This is a genomic window from Brevibacterium sp. FME17, assembly GCF_014897515.1.
Taxonomy (GTDB): domain Bacteria; phylum Actinomycetota; class Actinomycetes; order Actinomycetales; family Brevibacteriaceae; genus Brevibacterium.
This window is the reverse complement of record NZ_JABUYD010000006.1, coordinates 1-20,196: the sequence shown is the minus strand read 5'-3', so window position 1 is coordinate 20,196 and position 20,196 is coordinate 1. Positions and strand designations below refer to the sequence as shown.

Here is a 20,196-nt window from a genome sequence, read left to right as displayed (position 1 = left end):
GACACTCCCACAGTACTGCTTCAGGAAAAGTAAGGATGACGCGTGCTCACACTGAAAGAGGTTTCCCTGCGCAAGGGAAAGCGAACTTATCTCGACGAGGTGAGTTTCACCGCGCAGGCAGGCCGGATCACCGCAATCGTCGGAACCCGTTCGGCCGGCCGGACCGAGCTGGTTCGCGTCATCATGGGGCTGATCTCGCCCGATGAGGGCACCGTCAAGCTTGAGGATTTCGAACTCGACTTCGGCGATCGTCAGAACTTCGGCTATCTGCCCTCCGAACGCGGGGGCTACCCGAACATGCGCGTGATCGATCAGATCGTCTACCTGGCACGTCTGCACGGCATCACCCTCGGCGCTGCTGAGCGCAATGCGCTGACTCTGCTGTCACGTCTCGAGCTGGCCGATCGTGGCTATGCGCCGTTGAAGAATCTCAGCGGCACTGAGATCGCCCGCGTCGACATCGCAGCGACACTGGCCGCCGACCCCGACGTCGTCGTCATCGACGATGCCTTCTCCGGCCTCGACTCACAGTCAACCGAACTTGTGATGTCCCTGCTGCGCGCCCACGCCGCCTCCGGGGTACCCGTCATCCTGGCCACCGACAATTGGGAGGCCGCGCAGGCCCATGCCGACGACGTGGTCATCCTCAACCAGGGTCGGGCCAGCGTGTCCGGCAGCGTGGAGGAGCTGCGGGCGGACGTGAAGTACCGTGTGGAGCTCGCCGACGCCGAGGCGGCCGCCAAGTCATTGGAGAAGCGCGCGGGCATCAGCGATGTTGCGGTCCTCGACTCCGCAGACAACGTCATCAGCTTCCGGGCTGCCGATGCCGGCTCCGCAGCGCAGACCGTGGCAGCACTGAATGGTGTGAAGAGTTTCGAGAGTGTTCGCCCGACATTGGCCGAGCAGTACAAGGAGGCTTTGTGATGGCAGGCAAGGACGAAGGCCTAGACGGGGACTCCCCGGAACCGCGGGTCTCGAAGGGCACTGCGGGCGAGAACATCGATGATCTGGGCATACCTGTCGGCGATGACGTCACAGCGACCGAGGACGATGCCGACTCGGTAAAGAGCACAGGCGCGAAGTCGGCTCAGACCACGAAGTCGGGCAAAAAGGCCAAGGGCGCGAAGTCGGCGACAACCGCCAATGGCGCCAAGGGTGCCAAGCCCGCAACGACGGCTGACGACGCTGACGACTCAGACTCGGACGCAGTGCCAGCCGATGACGGCCTCGACGAGGTTCCGTTCGAACTTGCCGAGGACAGGCCCTCGGCCGATGAGCTTCCCGAGACAGGTCTGGTCTCCGAGTTCGTCGACGTGAACAAGAATCAGGCCGCCTGGCTGGTGTCGAACCGGGAGAGCACGACCGCGCTGCGCAGCCCTCTCTTCCTGGTCACCGGTGCCGTCATCGTGCTTGGGATCCTGGCAGCGATCATCTCCGGCGTTGTCGGGGGATCCGACTCGAAGTCTGGCACACCGAGCATGGCCATGGTCGGTGTGGGTGAGCAGGCTGCGATGTACGAGCAGCAGCTGGGTGTGAAGATCACCGACGTCAAGGACGCTCAGTCCGCAGAGAAGCTGGTCAAGGAGGGCAAGGTCGACGCGGCCTTCATCCAGGACCCCAGCGGACAGGCAGAGCCGACCATCATCGCTTTGGACGAACAGCCCGAGGAACTGCTGGAGAAGCTTGCGCCGAAGACTGAGGCGACGCTGCTGAACTCGCCGGCAGTCGGCGACGAGGTCGCCACTCCGGTGCTGTGGGCCATGGCAGTGTTCGCGTTGCTCGTGGTGGCCACACTCGGCACCGCGCTCTATCAGAACCTGCGTCTGGAGAAGCGCAACCGGATCACTGAGATCATCGCCGCCACGATCCCGCCTCGCGCCTCGGCGTCGGGTCGGATCACGGGCATGCTCTCCCTGACCGTTGTGTATCTGGTCGTCGCGATCGTCGTGGCCGAACTCGGTCTCTCCATCACAGGCAAGACATCATTGGCATTCGCCATGCTGCCCGGCCTGGGCTGGTTCGCACTGACGCTGCTGTTCACCGCATGGACCATCTACGCACTCCTCCTGTGGGCGTCGACCGTGGCGGGCAGCAAGGGACGCAAGACCTTCGTGTCGATCATCGGCGTCATCACCGTGGCCGGCTTCATCGCTCCCGTCATCGTGGGAGCTTCGGGACTGGTCGCCAAGGTGCTGTCGTGGACCCCGTTCACTTCGCCACTGGGAATTGCCGGACGCTTCTTCGGTAGTCCACCCGCATGGTGGGAGGGCCTCGTTGCCGCCGCCATTGCTGCGGTGGTCGCACTCATCATCCACTCGTTGGCCAGCAGCGCCTACGTTCGCGCGGTGCTCACCGGCGGGGGACGCGGCGGCAAGACCGTGAAGATGAGCAAGCGTGCGCAGAAGGTCTCCGTCGGCTCCGCCGGTGAGAAGAAGACTGACGTCAAGGATGCTGCCGCAGATTCGGACTCCGATTCGGACTCCGATTCGGACTCCGACGACGCGATCGATTCGGACTTCGACGACGCGATCGATTCGGACTCCGACGACACCTCGGCGAAGGCAGCGAAGACTGACGAGTCGGCGGATGAAACCGATGACAAGAAGTGACTGAAGATAGTACGCCACAGGTAGGGGTCGGTCCGTGGACCGGCCCCTGGCCTGTGTCTGAGCACTTTGATCCCGAGCTGCTGCGCGAGGGCGATCGTCGCAATGTCGTCGATAAATATCGTTACTGGAAGCTGGACGCGATCGTCGCTGATCTCGACACGACACGGCACGAGTTCCACATCGGTGTGGAGAACTGGCAGCACGATCTCAACATCGGTTCGGTGGTCAGGACGGCCAACGCTTTCAACGCCGCCGCGGTGCACATCGTGGGCAGACGGCGTTGGAATCGTCGCGGTGCGATGGTCACCGACCGGTACCAGCACATCATCCATCACCCGAGCATCGACGACCTCCTGCAGTGGTGCTCTGACAATGACGTGCCGCTGATCGGAATCGACAACTTCCCGGACTCGGTGCCGTTGGAGACCTATGACCTGCCGCGGCGCAGCCTGCTGCTGTTCGGGCAGGAAGGGCCGGGCCTGAGCGAGGAAGCGCACCAGGCGAGCACTGCGGTGCTTTCGATCGCACAGTACGGTTCAACGCGGTCCATGAACGCGGCCGCAGCGGCAGCGATCACCATGCACTCCTGGGTCCGCCGTCACGTCTACGACCAGCCGGTGGCCTAAGTCCTACCAACGTGATGAGGGCGGCCGACGGGTGGGCAAGCAGCCCGTGAGTCGAACGTCGACGGGTGGGCAGGGCTGTACTGTGCCTCCGCCGGCACTTTTGGCCCCAACGGTTGGTAAGTTCTGGTCGATCCCAGCGCTGGAATCGACCAGAACTTACCAACCGTTCGGTGGTTCATCGATGCGGCTGCGGCAAAAGTGCAGGAAAGGACGAAGAAGGGGCGTTCCGCGTTGCTTCCAGTATTGGAAGCAACGCGGAACGCCCCTTCTCCTCTGCAGAGACTTCGACGCCCGACGTCAGCGAATGCTCTGCGCCTCGGTCGGGTCTTCCTGCCTCAGCTGAGGTCGGCTGCGTGTGGCTCGATGAGCCCACCGATCTCTGCCAGTTCGGCAGTCAGCGAATCAGCATCATCGAAGGTGCGGGAGATGACGGTCAGTCGCTTCGCATAGTGACCGATCGGGTACTCCATCGTCATGCCGATGCCGCCGTGCATCTGGATCGACTCCTGGCTGATCGTGCGTGCCGAATGGTCGATGATCATCTTGGCCGCGATGACATCACGGTGTCGGTCCTTCTCGGAGCCGGCTTCCTCGTTCGTGACCGCAAGGCGGGAGTAGAGTGCCATGCTGCGTGCATACTCGAGGTCGGCGTAGAGGTCGGCCGCACGGTGCTGCAGTGCCTGGTTCGTGCCGATCGGGGCACCGAACTGCTCACGGGTCTTGAGGTACTCGGCCGTCATCGTCAGCGAGGCTTCCATCACGCCGACTGCTTCGGCCATGATCGCAGCGTTTGCGGTGTCGAGCAGTTCAGCCACGACGGCATGCGCATCGGCAGCGCCGAGACGCTGGGCCGGCGCATTGTCGAACTTCACGCTCGCGCTTCCCTGACCGTCGGCCTGACGGTGAGCGACACGGCTGACCCCCGAAGCGGATGCCGCGACGAGGAACAGTCCCAGTTCACCGTTCTCCGAAGCGGTGACGATGAACTGGTCGGCGACGTCTCCGCCGAGCACACCGTTCTTCTCACCGCTGATCGTGAAGGCGCCGTCGGTGCCCGCCGAGGCGGTGGTGGAGGGTGTGTCGACCGCGTAGCGCAGGCCGGGCTCGAGGGCAGCGAATGCGAGGAAGGTCTGGCCTTCGCAGACTGCGGGCAGGATCTCCTGCTTCTGCTCTTCGGAGCCTGCGGCGGCGATCGCGTTTGCGCCCAGCACAGCTGTGGCCAGGAACGGTTCGAGCACGAGTGCGCGACCGAATGCTTCCAGGACCACGGCAACCTCGGCGAAGGTCATTTCGGCTCCGCCGTAGTTCTCCGGGATAGCCAGGCCGAGCAGGCCCATCTCTGCGAACGCCTCCCACTTCTCGCGGGAGACGCCCTCCTCGCTGTGCAGGATGGCCTCGCGGGCCTGGGTGTCGTACTCGCTGCGCAGGTACTTGTTCAGAGTGCTGGCGAGTTCTTGCTGAATGTCGTTGAGTTCAAGATCCATGATTGTCCTCTTCTAAGATGTCCTGGGGTTGTGGAAACCTCAGAGACCAAGCAGTGCTTTCGAAATGATTCCGCGCTGGACCTCGGACGAGCCACCGTAGATGGTGACCTTGCGGGTGTTGAAGTACGCGGGCAGGGCGTCGACAGCTCCGAGCGGAAGGTCTGAGAGGCCCTCACCCTGGGTGCGGTCAGTGACGAAGTCGAGTCCCTGCGGGCCGAGGACGTCGACGAGGAGTTCGCTGATGTCCTCCTGCAGCTGTGAGCCCTTGAGCTTGAGTACCGAGGAGCGTGGATCCGGCTTGTCGGACCCAGCGGCCTGGGTTGAGAGGATCCGCAGCTGAGTCATTTCGAGAGCGGTGAGCTCAGCTTCGATCCGGGTCAGGCGGGCGGAGAACAGCGGGTCATCCAGCAGAGTGCCGCGTGCCGTCTTCGTCACCGCGGCGTAGGCCTTGGCCCGAGCCAGGTTGACCTTGGAACCGCCGATGCGGGCAATGCCGGTGCGCTCGTTGCCGAGCAGGAACTTCGCGTAGGTCCAGCCCTTGTTCTCTTCGCCGACGAGGTTCTCGACGGGCACCTCGACATTGTCGAAGAAGACTTCGTTGACTTCATGGCCGCCGTCGATGAGCTGGATCGGGCGGACGGTGACACCGGGGGTCTTCATGTCGATGAGCAGGAATGAGATACCTGCCTGCTTCTTCACGTTCGGGTCGGTGCGCACCAGGTTGAACATCCAGTCGCCGTACTGGCCCAGGGTTGTCCAGGTCTTCTGACCGTTGACGATGTACTTGTCTCCGTCACGGACCGCGGTGGTCTTCAGCGAAGCGAGGTCAGAGCCGGCATCGGGTTCGGAGAAGCCCTGCGACCACCAGATGTCGATGTTGGCGGTGGCGGGAAGGAAGCGCTCCTTGATCTCCTGGCTGCCGAAGGTCGCGATGACAGGGCCGACCATGGAGACGTTGAAGGGCAGCGGTTGCGGGACGCAGGCGAGCTGCATCTCTTCGAGCCAGATGTGGCGCTGGACAGGAGTCCAGTCCTGGCCACCCCATTCGACGGGCCAGTTCGGCACGGCGTATCCGTGCTGATTGAGGATGCGCTGCGAAGTGACCATGTCCTCTTTGGTCAGCTCCTGGCCGGTGGCGACCTTGAAGCGCAGTTCCTCGGGGATCTCCGTGCGATAGAACTGACGCATCTTCTGCGCGAACTCGCGCTCCTCTGCATTCAGCAAGGTGTCCATGAAAACTCCTGATTGATCGTTCGGTAACTTAATCCCAATAGTACGTTTCGGTGTTCAGGCTCACAAGTGGGTGAAGGCTCCAGTCGCCGAGGATCTGCGGAATCGGAGCCTGCGATGCCGCGATGCTGACCAGAAGGCGCTCGGCAGCCTGACAAAGGCCCTCCCGGTGGTGCGTTTTGCCTGGTATCTGCACTGTTAAGGCGCAATATGTCTGAAGTATTACCATTTCGTGATATTCGGTCACTGCGAATGTTACGTTTTCTTAACAGTAATGTGCTGGATCTAGGACCAGTAATGAAGCAGTTCTAGTATCGGAAGGACCGGCGCGATCAACCAGATCGACGAGCTGCTGGCCCGCGCCTGACGCCAAACCCATTGGCCGCGGCTGGCACCGCACTCGATGCGTCAACGGTTGGTAAGTTCTCATCGAAGTTCGTTCTTGGATCGAGGAGAACTTACCAACCGTTGGCCCCTTTTGGGAGGGGGAGTCCCGTACCTCAGCTCCTCGTCGCCTCAGCTCTCGGCCTGCGCTTGCATCGCCTTCCGTGGGGCATCGGGCCTGACTGGGATGATGAGGAGCAGGCCGATGAACAGCACGATGAGAATGCCCAGGGTTCCGGCCCGCTGGAAGCCGAAGATCGAGATCGAGACCGCGAACATGGCCGGGCCCAGGAAGCTCACGGCCCGACCAGTCGTGGCGTAGAGGCCGAAGTTCTCTCCGGCTCGTTCGGGCGGAGTGATCCTGGCCAGGAATGATCGGCTCGAGGCTTGCACCGGGCCGACGCAGAAGCTGAGCACGAGAGCACAGACCCAGAACACGGCTGCGGTATCGCTGAAGAGGATCGGCAGTCCGCCGATGAGGATGATGATGAGCCCGGCGATGATGACGGGCTTGGGTCCGAGCTTGTCATCGAAGACTCCGGCGATCATCGCTCCTGCGCCGGCGGCGACATTGGCGGCTACACCCAAGATGATGATCTCCGAGGCGGAGAAGCCGTAGCTGCCTGCCGCGAGGACTCCTGCGAAGGCGAAGATCGCGGCCAGACCATCACGGAACACTGCCGAGGCGATGAAGAACCGCAGCGTCTGATGCTCCTCCTTCCACATCCGTACCAGGCGGCGGACGAGCGCGGCATAATCGGCGATGAACGCCTTGACCGGATGCCCCTTCGCGGGATTGGCGGCCTTGGCGCTCGGTGCTGTGAACAGCACCGGCAGGGCGAAGATTGCGAACCAGACCGCGGAGAGGGCGGCGACGACGCGGAATCTCATTCCACCCTCATCGCCAGCACCGAAGAGCCCGACCTCGGGCTGGATGACGAGTACGAGGAGGATGACGAGAAGGACGAGTCCGCCGGCGTAGCCCATGCCCCAGCCGAAGCCGGAGACCTTCCCGACGTTGTCAGCTTGGGTGATGCGAACCATGATGCCGTTGTAGGACACCTCGGCGAACTCGAAGAACACACTGCCCATGGCGATGAGGAGGAGACCCAGCCACAGATACTCGGGGGAGTCGCGGACGAAGAAGAGGCCGAACATCGTGAGGATGACGATTCCGGTGTGGACGCCGAGCCACAGTTTGTGTCGTCCGCCGGCGTCGGCCCGGGTGCCTGCAGCCGGCGCCACGAGAGCGATGATGAGCCCGGCTGCGGCTGTCGACCAGCCGAGTGCCGACGAGCCCGCCTCCTCGGTGGCCGCCACGCTCTTCGTCAGATAGGGGGCGAAGACGAAGGTGATGATGACGGCATTGAAGGACGCCGAGCCCCAATCCCAGAGGGCCCAGCCGAGTATTTTCGAACGTGACCCAGCAGCCGGCCTCGGATTCGTCTCCATGACGCCACTGTACTGAATTATCGTCGGTGCCCCCCGCAGTTGACTTCGCCTGCGCCAGCCGCGCCAGCCGACGCTGAACGGGTCAGCCGCGCACGACTAAGTGGGCTCCTCGATTGCCTATGCAGTGAGTTCTCCGATAAGTTCTCAGCGAATTACTTGATAGTGCCGATGTGGTGCGGCAGAGTGGGTAGACGATTATGTCCACTTGTACGTCCACTTGAATCGAAAGGCCCTATGACTACCTCCGACGAGAACGGGAACGGCAGGGCGGAGGAAACGACCGCCTCGGCGCCGGTAGATGATGCCCGCCGCCCACATATGCTCATCGAAGACCCCGAACCGATCAGGCTGCATCTGCCGCGCGATGTTTCAATCACCGATGACGACAGCGACGCAGAGATCACCGCCAAACTGCGTGCTCAAGGTGTGCGCATCGGCAAAGGGATGGTCGCTCCGGCCGTCTTCTGGCCTTCCCTGATCGCCATTCTGGGTGTGGCGCTGCTCGCGATCTTTCTGCCCGATGGCACCAGCAAGGTCCTGACAGGCATCAACGATTGGATCGTGGCCGACCTCGGTTGGTACTACATGCTCGTCGTCGGTGGATTCGTCATCTTCTCCATCGTGATCGGATTCTCGAAGTTCGGGAAGATCACGCTCGGCCGTGACGGGGAGAAGCCCGAATTCGGAGTCTTCTCCTGGTTCGCCATGCTCTTCGCCGCTGGTATGGGCATCGGCCTGGTCTTCTACGGTGTGGGTGAACCACTGACTTATGCCACCTCCGGCCCCAAGCCTGGCTGGGACGGCAGCGAAGCAGACATCTCCAAACTGGGTATGGCGCAGACCTTCATGCACTGGGGACTGCATCCCTGGGCAATCTACGCCGTGATCGGCTTGGCGCTGGCCTACGCGATCCACCGCCGTGGACGTCCTGTTTCGATCCGCTGGGCGCTGGAACCGCTGCTCGGTCACCGCGTCAAGGGATGGATGGGCGATGTCGTCGACATCCTCGCCATCTTCGGCACTGTCTTCGGCATTGCAACCTCCCTGGGGCTCGGCGTGCAGCAGATCTCGTCCGGGCTCCAAGCGATCGGGCTGGTCGACAAGGTCGACAATATGTTCCTCGTCATCCTCATCGTCGTCATCACATTCCTGGCCACCCTGTCCGTGATCTCGGGCGTGGGTGCAGGAATCAAATGGCTGTCGAACATCAACCTGTCGATGGCGGGCCTTCTGCTCATCGCCGTGCTGCTGCTCGGCCCCACCCTGTTCCTGTTCCAGAACCTCGTCGAATCACTTGGCGTCTACCTCGCGAACTTCTTCAACATGACCTTCGACGTTGGTGCCTACACCGGCGAAGAGGGCGCAACATGGGCATCAAGCTGGACAATCTTCTACTGGGGCTGGTGGATCTCCTGGGCCCCGTTCGTCGGAGTGTTCATCGCCCGCATCTCGCGGGGTCGCACGGTCCGGGAGTTCATCGCCGGCGTCCTCTTGGTGCCGACAGTGGTCGGATTCATCTGGTTCGCTGCACTCGGCGGCACGGGAATCTACCGACAGCTCTTCGGTGAGGGCGGACTGGTTGATCCGGAAGACGGAGTCGTGGCGGAGAAGGTGCTCTTCGACGTGCTCGGCTCCCTGCCGATGGGCAGCATTCTCTCTGTGATTGCCATCATCCTCGTGGCGATCTTCTTCATCACCTCCTCGGACTCCGGCTCGCTGGTCGTCGACATGCTGGCGTCGGGCGGACATCCGAATCCTCCGGTGTGGTCGCGTGTTCTGTGGGCGGCGCTCGAGGGAGCTCTGGCGATCGGACTGCTCCTGGCAGGCGGTCTCGGTGCTCTGCAGGCCGCCTCTCTGGCGACGGCGCTGCCGTTCAGCATCATCCTGATTTTCATAGCGATCTCGATGGTGCGAGCGTTCCAGATCGAGGCAACCAGGGCTCGGGAGATCGAGACCGGTCAGCGTTTCCACGAGGTCGGTGAACACATTGCCGATGACTTCGACGAATACCTCGGCGACAAGGTCGATGCACGCATCGACTATCGGCTGTCACGGACCAAGGGTGTGCTGAATAGGGCACCCAAGGAGGAGAGGAAGCCCAAGGGCTCCCGATAGGGATCGTGCGGCAGAATCCAACGAAGCAGCAGAGGCGACCAGGTGATTGATCCTGGTCGCCTCTGCTGTCTGTGCTCGTGCAGGCCGCATGTTCGCGGAGAAGCGAGAATTCCCTGTACACGGCGGGGACCGCTTCTGTCGCCTGCCGGAGACCGAGTAGTCTGGGAGCAACCGAAAGCGCACCGAATCCACCGACCAAGGAGCCCATATGCCCATTGCAAGCCCCGAAGTGTATTCCGAGATGATCAACCGGGCGAAGTCTGAGGGCTTCGCCTACCCCGCGATCAACTGCACCTCTTCGCAGACGATCAACGCCGCCATCCGCGGCTTCGCAGAGGCCGGATCCGACGGCATCGTCCAGATCTCGACCGGTGGCGCCGAGTACATCTCCGGCCCGACGATCAAGGACCGAGTGCGCGGAGCCATCGCGTTCTCCGTCTTCGCCGCCGAGGTGGCCAAGAGCTACGACGTCAACATCGCCCTGCACACCGACCATGCCCCGAAGAAGGAGGTCGAAGAGTGGGTCAAGCCGCTGCTGGCTCTGTCGACCGAACGTGTGAAGAACGGCGGCGAACCCTACTTCCAGTCGCACATGTGGGACGGTTCGGCTGTTCCCCTCGCTGAGAACCTCGTCCTCGCCGAGGAGCTGCTCGAGCTCTCGGCGGCCGCCCACTCGATCCTCGAGATCGAGGTCGGCGTCGTCGGCGGCGAAGAGGATGGCGTTGAGAACGAGATCAACGACAAGCTCTACACCACGGTTGCCGACGGCCTGGCCACCGTCAAGGCTCTGGGCTCCGGCGAGAAGGGCCGCTACCTCACGGCTCTGACCTTCGGAAACGTCCACGGCGTCTACAAGCCGGGCAATGTGAAGCTGCGTCCCGAGCTGCTCGGTGAGATCCAGACCGATGTCGGCGCGCAGGTGGGCAAGGACAAGCCCTTCGACCTCGTCTTCCACGGCGGCTCGGGTTCGAGCGCAGAAGAGATCGCCGAGGCGGTTCGTCATGGAGTCGTGAAGATGAACATCGACACCGACACCCAGTACGCCTTCACCCGTCCCGTCGTCGAGCACATGTTCCGCAACTACGACGGCGTACTCAAGATCGACGGCGAAGTCGGGAACAAGAAGATCTACGACCCGCGTGCCTACGGCAAGGCAGCCGAAGCCGGCATGGCCGATCGCATCGTCGAGGCATGCCAGAACCTCGGCTCCGCAGGAACCAGCCTGAAATAGGCAGCACGCGCCGCAGCCCTGTCGCAACTTTGGAGTAGCTGCGGCGGTGCGGCGCAACAACCGCGCGGTACGACGAGAGGTCCGGGACGCCATTGTCCCGGACCTCTCGTCTATTCAATTGTGTCTACTCAGTTGTGCCTGGCAGCGGTGATCAGCCTTCCGAGACTTTCTCTCCCGCCGCCACCTTGGCGATGCGCGTATCCCAGAAGTCAGCGTTCCTGATGTTGAGCGCCTTGGGATCGAACACCGGATCCAGCCCCTGTTTCCTCTGACGTTCGAAGTCCCGAAGGAGCTTGAACGCAGGACCCTGCAGGATGAGGATCGCGATGATGTTGAGCCATGCCATGAGACCCACACCGATGTCGCCGAGTGCCCAGGCACTGCCGGAGGCCGACATCGCACCGACGGCGACTGCGACGAGGATGAGTACCTGCAGAACGCGCTTGCCGATGGTCAGCGCCAGGGGGTTCTTGATCCGACCCAGCAGGTAGACCAAGTTGGTCTCGGCCATGTAGTAGTAGGCGACGATGGTCGTCAGGGCGAAGAGGAAGATCGAGATCGCGATGAAGCTGGCGCCGAAACCGGAGATCATCGTGTCGAGACCGGCCTGCGGCCACTTCTCGCCCGGAGTCGCGGCGATCTCTTCGACCATCTGACCGCGCCCCGTGCCGATGATGGTGGTGCCGTCTTCGCCGAACACCTTGTACATGCCGGTGGAGAGGATCATGAACGCAGTTGCCGAGCACACGAACAGGGTGTCGATGTAGACCGACCCGGCCTGGACGAGACCCTGCTTCGACGGGTGCGAGACCTCGGCGGCGGCGGCCGCGTGAGGTCCGGTGCCCTGACCGGCTTCGTTTGAGTAGATACCGCGCTGGACACCCCACTGGACGGCCATGCCGATGATTCCGCCGAAGGCAGCCTCTGGTCCTGCGTCGATGCCGAAGGCTGAGGTGAAGACGAGCTGGAAGACCGGGATGATCTGGTCGGCGTTGATCAGGGTCACGGCGATCGCGGCAATGATATAGATGACGGCCATGAAGGGCACTGCCAGCGAAGCGAAGTGCGCGATGCGCTTGACGCCGCCGATGACGATAAAGCCCATGATGATGGCGAGGATGAGCGCAGTGATCCAGGTCGGAGTTCCCCAGGCGTTCTCAACGGCGCCGGAGATGGCGTTGGACTGGATGCCCGGGAGCATGAAGCTCATCGCCATGACGGTGACTGCTGCGAAGACCATGCCGTAGACCTTGAACAGGCCCTTGGCCTTGGTGTGGCGGTAGGCCTTCTCAATGTAGTAGGCCGGTCCACCGCGGTATTCACCGGTCTTGGGGTCCTGCTCCTTGAACACCTGGCCAAGAGTTGATTCGACGTAGGAGGTCGAGGCGCCGAGGAGCGCGGAGATCCACATCCACACGATGGCACCTGGTCCGCCGAAGCCGATGGCGGTGGCAACGCCGGCGATGTTGCCGACTCCGACTCGACCGGCCAGCGATATCGATAGGGCCTGGAACGAGGAGACTCCTTCATCGGAGCTCTTGCCGCGGAACATCTGGGTGAAGATCGCTTTGATCTGTCGGATCTGGACTGCGCGAGAGCGGATGGTGAAGTAGACACCGGCACCGAGGCACAGGTAGACGAGGGCAGATGACCAAATGATGTTGTTGAGCCAGTCGAGGACTGCGGACATGCTTCTCCAATCAGGGAGGCAAACAATGGAATCGAACAGTGAGCGGAATCCAGCAGGGAGCCGGACCAAGCATTTGCATGGGCGATCACGGAAGGGAGCATGGGATTTCGCTGTGACCGACCTCATAAGTCAAACGGATTGTGACCCGCGACGCAAATCTCGTAGTCACAGCCCGAGAAATCAGGCCGGTCTCCGTCTTCGGTGGAGCCATCGACATGTTTCAAAGTGATGACAGAGTGGGCCGAATCATAGTATTCGGTTCACTATTTGGGACGGTCGCCGTAGGATGTGGTGCGGATCTCTTCGAGCAAAGACGACACGGAGAGCACTTTGGATGACAAGGAACACAATGAAACGTCGAACTGGTGCAAAGGCAGTGGCCATCGCCGCTGCCGGCGCTTTGCTACTCTCGGCATGCTCTACCTCGGCCACCGACAAAGACGGCAAAGAGGGCGGTGGTTCCCTCACAGTGGGCACCACAGACAAGGTTGTTGCTCTCGACCCGGCCGGTGCCTATGACAACGGAAGCTCGCTCGTCGAGCAGCAGGTCTACCCGTTCATCCTGGCGTACAAGCCGGGAACCGCGGAGCTCAACCCCTCCATCGCAGAATCGGCGGACTTCAGCGAGCCGACGAAGTATGAGGTCAAGCTCAAGGACGGACTGAAGTTCGCCAACGGAAACGAACTCACCTCCTCGGATGTGAAGTTCTCATTCGATCGACAGCTGAAGATCCAGGATCCGAACGGACCGTCGTCCCTCCTCGGCGGCCTGAAATCAGTGGAGACCCCGGATGACTCCACGGTCATCTTCAACCTCAAGCGCAAGAATGACCAGACCTGGCCAGGCGTGCTGGCCAGCGCCGTGGGGCCGATCGTCGATGAGGACGTATTCGAACCGGACAAGATCACCGAGAACCAGGACATCGTCGACGGCAAGGCCTTTGCCGGTCCGTACACGATCGACGGCTTCAAGTTCAACGAACTGATCACCTACAAGGCGTACAAGGACTACGCGGGCTACCTCGAGCCTGCGAAGACCGACACCGTGCAGATGAAGTACTACTCGGACGCCAACAACATGAAGCTCGACGTCCAGGAAAACACGATCGACGTGGCCTGGCGTTCGCTCTCGGCCACCGATGTCGAAGACCTCGGCAAGAACGAGGACCTCAAGGTCCACAAGGGCCCTGGCGGCGAGATCCGCTACATCGTCTTCAACATGGACACGATGCCCTTCGGTGCCAAGACCGATGACGCAGATAAGAAGAAGTCCTTGGCCGTGCGTCAGGCCATGGCAGACTCGGTCGATCGTCAGGCCATTGCCTCCCAGGTGTACAAGGACACCTTCACTCCTCTTTATTCGCACGTTCCCGACGGACTGCCGGGAGCCGATGAACCGTTGAAGTCGGAGTACGGAGACGGTCAGGGCGGTGCCGACGTCGACAAGGCCAAGAAGGCTCTCAAGGACGCCGGCGTCAAGACCCCGGTCACGCTCAACCTGCAGTACAACCCCGACCACTACGGTCCTTCCTCGGGCGACGAATACGCTCTGGTCAAGGATCAGCTGGACAAGACGGGGCTGTTCAAGGTCAAGCTGCAGTCAACCGAATGGGTGCAGTACAACAAGGACCGCACCGATGACGTCTACCCGATGTACCAGCTGGGGTGGTTCCCCGATTACTCGGATGCCGACAACTACCTGGTGCCGTTCTTCTACGACACCGACGAGACGCCCAGCTTCCTGGCGAACCACTACCGTGACAAGACGATGAACAAGGAACTGAATGCTCAGTCCTCCATCGACGACAAGGGCAAGCGGGCGGAAGCGCTGAAGAAGATCCAGGGTCAGTTGGCCGATGAGCTGCCGTCCCTGCCGCTGCTTCAGGGCAACCAGATCGCGGTGTCAGGCAAGGATGTCAAGGGCGTCGACGACACCCTTGACCCGGCGTTCCAGTTCCGGTTGGCGCTGCTGAGCAAATGAGAGCGCGAACCACGCACGTCGCCATCGACGTGAGAGTGCGCAGGGCTCTGCCCCGACGATCACCGAACTGATCGTCGGTACGAGGTGCAGGTGAGCCGCCCGGCCCACCTGCACCTCGTGGTGCGTTCGCGCAGGCCTCTCAGTCTGCCCGCACCCGCACCCCATCGTGCCCGCGCTCTGTGGCATCGAACGAGAACCACGTCGACACTCGAGATCATCGAGCTTCGACGCCAGCAATGAAGGAACACATGTCTGCAGCCATCAGCGAACCAGGGGCAGAAGCCGCCGAGACCTCGGTCGCGGTGAAGAAGCCCTCGGGGGGCGGATTGGGACGCTACGTCGTCATCCGATTCCTCCTCATCATTCCGACCATCTTCATCCTCACCACTCTGGTCTTCTTCCTCATGCGGATCACCGGTGACCCGATCACCGCATCCCTGGGCGGGCGCCTGACCCAGTCCCAGCTGGCCGAGCGTATCCACGCCGCCGGCTACGACCGGCCGATCCTCGTCCAGTACTTCGAATACATGGGCAATCTGCTCAAGGGCGACTTCGGCACCGCGGTCTCCGACGGCCAGCCCGTGTCGTCTATCCTCCTCAACTACGGAACCGCGACCGTCGAGCTCGTCTTCTACGCCCTCATCGTCGCGTTCATCCTCGGAATCCCACTCGGAATGCTCGCCGCCTACCACCGGGACAAGGCGCCGGATGCCGCACTGCGCATCCTCGCGATCCTCGGCTACGCCACCCCCGTGTTCTTCGCCGGCATGATCCTCAAACTGATCTTCGGCGTCTTCCTGCCCATCCTGCCCGTCGCAGGACGCGGCACGACCCAGACCGAATACATCATGTCGGGCGTGGTCGGGCCCACCCGGTTCTACATCATCGATGCGATCCGCATCGGCAACTTCGAAGTTCTCGGAGACGTGCTCGCCCACGCGGTTCTGCCCGCGATAGCCCTCGGCGTGCTCACCGCCGGCGTCTTCCTCCGGCTCGTGCGCACGAACCTCATCGGCACCCTGGGCCAGCAGTACATCGATTCGGGCCGATCGCGCGGAATCTCCGAATACCGCCTGGTCACTAAGCACGCCTACCGTCCCGCGCTGATCCCGATCATCACGGTCATGGGCATGCAGATCGCCCTCATGCTCGCCGGTGCCGTGCTCACGGAGACGACGTTCGAGTGGAAGGGGCTCGGTTTCAAGCTCGCCGAGTATCTCACCGCTCGTGACTTCGTGGCCGTCCAAGGAATTGTGGTCTTCCTCGCCATCATCGTGGCGCTGACCAACTTCCTCGTCGACGTCATCGCAGCCTTCATCGACCCCCGAGTGAGGTACTGATGTCCACTGAAGACAACACATCACAGGCTCCAGACAATAACGAGATCTTCGCCGAGGCGGTCCCGGGCTCCGGCGTCCCCGCCATCGCGTTCGACGACAGAGCCAAGAAATCCTGGTTCTCCCGTCTGCCGATCGTCTCCCACCTGCGGCAGTCCGTCGGCCTGCAGCGCGGGATGCTCATCACGGGTCTCATCCTGTGTGGCATCGTCCTCATCAGCGCGATCTTCGCCCCGCTCATCGCCCCCTACGGGTTCAACCAGCTCGGCACCGCCGACGGGAACTTCGGGTCGAAGCTGCCACCTGGCGGCTCGCACATCTGGGGCACCACCGTCGGCGGCTACGACGTCTTCTCCCGTGTGGTCTGGGGAGCCCAGACCGCGGTCGCCGTCATCATCGTGGCCGTGGTCATGTCACTCTTCGCCGGTGTCATCCTGGGACTCGTCTCGGGCTACCTCGGCGGCTGGCTCGACCGGATCCTCGTCGTCATCGCCGATGCGGTCTACGCCTTCCCGACTCTGCTGCTCGCCCTCGTCATGTCGATTGCGATCTCCGGTGGCCAATCCAGTGCCTGGGGCGGCATCGCCGCAGCCGCGTTCTCGATCACCGTGGTCTTCATCCCGCAGTACTTCCGCGTCGTTCGCGCGGAGACCCTGCGACTCAAGGCAGAGCCCTTCGTCGAATCGGCGATCGTGCTCGGCGCCTCGAAGACCCGGATCATTTCGAAGCACATCTTCCGCAACGCCACCCGCACACTGCCGCTGATCTTCACTCTCAACTCCTCCGAAGCGATTCTGACTCTGGCCGGACTGGGGTTCCTGGGCTTCGGAATCGAACCCACCTCGGCGTCGGAATGGGGCTACGACCTCAACAAGGCACTGCCGGATGTGACCAGCGGTGTGTGGTGGACCTCGGTCTTCCCCGGCCTGGCAATCGTACTCACCGTTCTGGGCATCACCCTGGTCGGCGAATCGATGAATGACCTCAACGATCCGCGGCTGCGGGTCCGTCGCAAAGCGAAGACGAAGACTGCCAAGCCCGCGAAGGAATCCGCGAGTGCTGGCGCGACCACAGGTGTGGAGGCCAAGTGATGAGTGAGAACGTGAACACAGCGAAGAACATCCTCGACGTCGAGGGCCTCAACGTCACCTTCTCCACTGACGGCGGCGACGTCCACGCGGTGAAGAACGTGACCCTTTCGGTCACCCCGGGGGAGGTGCTCGCGATCGTGGGCGAATCCGGTTCCGGCAAGACCGTGACCGCGCGCAGCATCCTCGGTCTCCTGCCCGAAACCGCGCAGCGATCGGGCGCGGTGATCGTCTCCGGCAAGGACGTGCTCACCGTCTCCGGAGAGCAGCTGCGCAAGATGCGTGGAACCGATGTGTCGATGGTGTTCCAGGAGCCGTCGACGGCGCTCAACCCCGTCTACACAGTGGGATGGCAGATTGCGGAGGGTCTGCGCGCCCACCACAAGCGTGCCAGCAAGGCCGAGCTCAAAGCCAAGGTCATCGCCGCGATGGAACAGGTCGGGATTCCCGATGCGCAGAACCGCTTCGACTACTTTCCGCATCAGTTCTCCGGCGGGCAGAAGCAACGCATCGTCATCGCCATGGCGCTCGCCCTCGGCGCCGAGCTCATCGTCGCCGATGAGCCGACGACCGCCCTCGACGTCACTGTTCAGGCCGAGATCCTCGACCTGTTGCGGGATCTGCGCGATCAGACGGGAACAGCGATCGTGCTCATCACCCACAACATGGGCGTCGTCGCCGACCTGGCCGACCGGGTGGCCGTGATGTACCGCGGAGACCTCGTCGAAGTGTCCTCGGTCAAACAGCTCTTCAGTGACCCGAAGGAGCAGTACACACGCGACCTCCTCGGTGCCGTCCCCCGATTGGGTTCGACGGTTGCAGGCAGCCGAAAGGCCGCTGCCGCCTCGGCGAAGCAGGATCGCGCAGGCGAATCCACCGGCGAATCCGCAGGCGCTGATGTGGACCCCGGCAAGCCTCGGGACGAACGCGATTCCATCGTCGTTGCTCGCAACCTCGACATCGTCTATCCGGGAGGATTCGGACGGTCGGACTTCCAGGCGGTGTCCTCGGTGAGCTTCGATATCAAGGCCGGCGAGGTCTACGGACTGGTCGGCGAATCCGGATCGGGCAAGACCACGATCGGGCGTGCCATCGCAGGCCTGACCAGGGCCAGCGGAGGCAGCCTCCAAGTGCTCGGGCACGAGATGGTCGGATTCAAGGAACGCGCCTTCTCTCCGGTCAGGCGCCGAATCGGGTTCGTGTTCCAGGACCCTGCGGCCTCATTCAACCCGCACTTGACGGTCGGTGAGTGTGTGGCGGAGCCCTTCGCCATCCACCAGCGGGACATGTCACCCAGGGACCGTGAGCAGCGAGTGCGCGAACTGCTCGATTCGGTGCAGCTGCCCAGCGCCTACGGTGCCCGGTACCCGCATGAACTCTCGGGCGGTCAGCGTCAGAGAGCATCCCTGGCCCGCGGTTTGGCACTCGATCCGGAGCTGCTCGTCGCCGATGAGCCGACCTCAGCCCTCGACGTGTCGGTGCAGGCCAAGGTGCTTGAGCTGTTCGTCGAGCTGCAGAACAGATTCGACTTTGCGGCCCTGTTCATCAGCCACGACCTGGCCGTCGTCGACATGCTCTCCGATCGCATTGGGGTGCTCTTCCACGGTGAGCTGCTGGAAGAGGGGACGGGCGAACAAGTTCTCGGCTCGCCGAGCAACGACTACACGAAGCGACTCATCGCTTCACTGCCGGTGCCCGACCCGGACGAGCAGGCCAAGCGCCGCGAACTGGCACGCAGCCTGCGCAGCTCCGTCGGCTGAGCCACGCGGTACCGTGTCGGGCCACAACTAACTGACGGGCGGCCCACGCTACCTCGCGCGAGGTAGCGTGGGCCGCCGTCAGTTAGTTGTGAGGGGGTGTTTGCGGAGCCTGGCAGGAAGAACTCATTCTGGACTTCAGGCTGCGTCTTGTGCTTTGCGTTTACGGATCCGGTTGACTCCCGCAACGGTCGCGCCCACGACAACCAGAATGACTCCCACGATGGCTATTGGCAAACCAGCGAGGGAGAGAATTCCAGCTCCGATGTCGGCGTCGCCAGGCTCGCCCGTATAAGTGTTAAGGAACCACCCCAGAGCCCAAATGGCAAGGCCGAACGCGGTAATCACGAGCCCGCCGATCCAAGTCAGTTTTGTCATATCTGTCCTTCCGCGCTCGTCGATTATGCCGGGTTGCCTGATCCTGCGTAATGTTTCTTTCCGAACTTTCTTACACCGTCGTAGTAGACGGTCGACATAGCTATGCACTTGTTGTATTCATCGGCGACCGTCGGCAGCGTTAGGGTGGGGTATCCTGCTTTGCATGCAGCCTTCAAGTTGGACCGAAGCTTCTTGTCGCAGCTGATTCTGTCAGTCGACGACCCATAGCAAATATCAGGTTTGTCGCATGCAGGTTTGAAGTTTGCGGCACCATAGCCGTCTGGGACCTTTGTGCAACCATTTGGAGTCCCCATTGCAGTTGATTTGCCTGGGTCTCCGTATGTGTTGACCCAGGTGTCAATGACCAGTTACCTATTTCTGCGTCTTCTGCGTCAGTCTTTGAGGGAGCCTTTCCTGGAGTCTTGTTAATTTGAAGATCGTTATAATCTGACTGGCTCCATGTGGCAGTCCAGCCGTTGTGAGTATATGAATGCTGCGCTGACGCTGCGACTGCTTGTGATGGTTGAACCGTGGCAATTATCGCCAAGTGCAAGGAACAGGCAAGCCGTAATGGATTGCCTGGTGGATGCGTAATAGCTTTGTGTTTCTCCTTCTTCGTTGGTGCACTGTGAGGTGCATCGCTCAAGGAGCCTAGATGTACAGATCTATGGTTACATGGGTGGTTGTAATAAAAATACTTTTGACCGAGCAGGCCAAGCGCTGCGACCTCGCCCGCAGTCTGCGCACCTCCGTCGGCTGAGTCGGGGGAGGGTCTAAAGATACCCGAAGGTGCTAATTACGCGCGGCGCCGCGCGTAATTAGCACCTTCGGGTA

15 protein-coding genes are annotated in these 20,196 nt (G+C 62.0%); 9 read left to right on the top strand and 6 right to left on the bottom strand.

The window, feature by feature from the left end; all coding sequences use genetic code 11:
- The first annotated feature begins 42 nt into the window (after positions 1-42).
- From INT40_RS07480 to INT40_RS07470, 3 genes are read left to right on the top strand one after another with little or no spacing between them, the layout of a single operon-like run.
- Positions 43-924, top strand: a complete 882-nt coding sequence (locus INT40_RS07480) for an ABC transporter ATP-binding protein (protein WP_096157688.1) — start codon at positions 43-45, stop codon at positions 922-924.
- Positions 924-2,609: an ABC transporter permease gene (locus INT40_RS07475; protein WP_193095836.1), complete on the top strand. Its 1,686-nt coding sequence runs from the start codon at positions 924-926 to the stop codon at positions 2,607-2,609. Before INT40_RS07480 ends, INT40_RS07475 begins: the two co-directional genes overlap by 1 nt.
- Complete coding sequence (locus INT40_RS07470) at positions 2,606-3,235, top strand: TrmH family RNA methyltransferase (protein ID WP_096157687.1); 630 nt, start codon at positions 2,606-2,608, stop codon at positions 3,233-3,235. The genes INT40_RS07475 and INT40_RS07470 overlap by 4 nt, the downstream gene beginning before the upstream one ends.
- 335 nt (positions 3,236-3,570) lie before the next feature.
- On the opposite strand, the gene INT40_RS07465 is transcribed toward INT40_RS07470, so the two are convergent.
- From INT40_RS07465 to INT40_RS07455, 3 genes are all read right to left on the bottom strand, one after another.
- Positions 3,571-4,719, bottom strand: coding sequence for an acyl-CoA dehydrogenase family protein (locus INT40_RS07465; RefSeq protein ID WP_193095835.1), 1,149 nt, complete (start codon positions 4,717-4,719; stop codon positions 3,571-3,573).
- Between the two features lie 39 nt (positions 4,720-4,758).
- Positions 4,759-5,952: an acyl-CoA dehydrogenase family protein gene (locus INT40_RS07460; RefSeq protein WP_193095834.1), complete on the bottom strand. Its 1,194-nt coding sequence runs from the start codon at positions 5,950-5,952 to the stop codon at positions 4,759-4,761.
- 513 nt (positions 5,953-6,465) lie between these two features.
- Positions 6,466-7,785, bottom strand: a complete 1,320-nt coding sequence (locus INT40_RS07455) for an MFS transporter (protein WP_096159948.1) — start codon at positions 7,783-7,785, stop codon at positions 6,466-6,468.
- A 234-nt stretch (positions 7,786-8,019) separates the two neighbouring features.
- Here INT40_RS07455 and INT40_RS07450 point away from each other — a divergent pair, with 234 nt between their 5' ends.
- Together INT40_RS07450 and fbaA are read left to right on the top strand one after the other, a co-directional pair.
- A complete protein-coding gene (locus tag INT40_RS07450) occupies positions 8,020-9,900 on the top strand; it encodes a BCCT family transporter (RefSeq protein WP_413463554.1) in 1,881 nt (626 codons plus the stop codon).
- A 208-nt stretch (positions 9,901-10,108) separates the two neighbouring features.
- The gene (gene fbaA / locus INT40_RS07445) at positions 10,109-11,131 is read left to right on the top strand and encodes a class II fructose-bisphosphate aldolase (protein WP_009881791.1); all 1,023 of its coding nucleotides are present in this window, start codon (positions 10,109-10,111) and stop codon (positions 11,129-11,131) included.
- A 151-nt stretch (positions 11,132-11,282) separates the two neighbouring features.
- Here the strand turns inward: fbaA and INT40_RS07440 are convergent, their stop codons facing one another.
- Positions 11,283-12,821 carry an alanine/glycine:cation symporter family protein gene (locus INT40_RS07440; RefSeq protein WP_193095833.1) on the bottom strand — a complete coding sequence of 513 codons (1,539 nt, stop codon included), beginning with the start codon at positions 12,819-12,821 and terminating at the stop codon, positions 11,283-11,285.
- A 349-nt stretch (positions 12,822-13,170) separates the two neighbouring features.
- Between INT40_RS07440 and INT40_RS07435 the strand changes: the two genes are divergently transcribed.
- From INT40_RS07435 to INT40_RS07420, 4 genes are all read left to right on the top strand, one after another.
- The gene (locus INT40_RS07435; protein ID WP_096157661.1) at positions 13,171-14,802 is read left to right on the top strand and encodes an ABC transporter substrate-binding protein; all 1,632 of its coding nucleotides are present in this window, start codon (positions 13,171-13,173) and stop codon (positions 14,800-14,802) included.
- A 248-nt stretch (positions 14,803-15,050) separates the two neighbouring features.
- Complete coding sequence (locus INT40_RS07430) at positions 15,051-16,142, top strand: ABC transporter permease (protein WP_096157660.1); 1,092 nt, start codon at positions 15,051-15,053, stop codon at positions 16,140-16,142.
- Entirely contained in the window at positions 16,142-17,230 is a 1,089-nt protein-coding gene (locus INT40_RS07425; protein ID WP_226830932.1) for an ABC transporter permease, read from the top strand. Before INT40_RS07430 ends, INT40_RS07425 begins: the two co-directional genes overlap by 1 nt.
- Complete coding sequence (locus tag INT40_RS07420) at positions 17,230-18,987, top strand: dipeptide ABC transporter ATP-binding protein (protein WP_193095832.1); 1,758 nt, start codon at positions 17,230-17,232, stop codon at positions 18,985-18,987. The genes INT40_RS07425 and INT40_RS07420 overlap by 1 nt, the downstream gene beginning before the upstream one ends.
- 135 nt (positions 18,988-19,122) lie before the next feature.
- Here INT40_RS07420 and INT40_RS07415 read toward each other — a convergent pair whose 3' ends face one another.
- Entirely contained in the window at positions 19,123-19,362 is a 240-nt protein-coding gene (locus tag INT40_RS07415; protein ID WP_096157658.1) for a hypothetical protein, read from the bottom strand.
- A gap of 23 nt (positions 19,363-19,385) precedes the next feature.
- A complete protein-coding gene (locus INT40_RS21335) occupies positions 19,386-19,676 on the bottom strand; it encodes a phospholipase A2 (RefSeq protein WP_193095831.1) in 291 nt (96 codons plus the stop codon).
- Between the last annotated feature and the right edge of the window lie 520 nt (positions 19,677-20,196).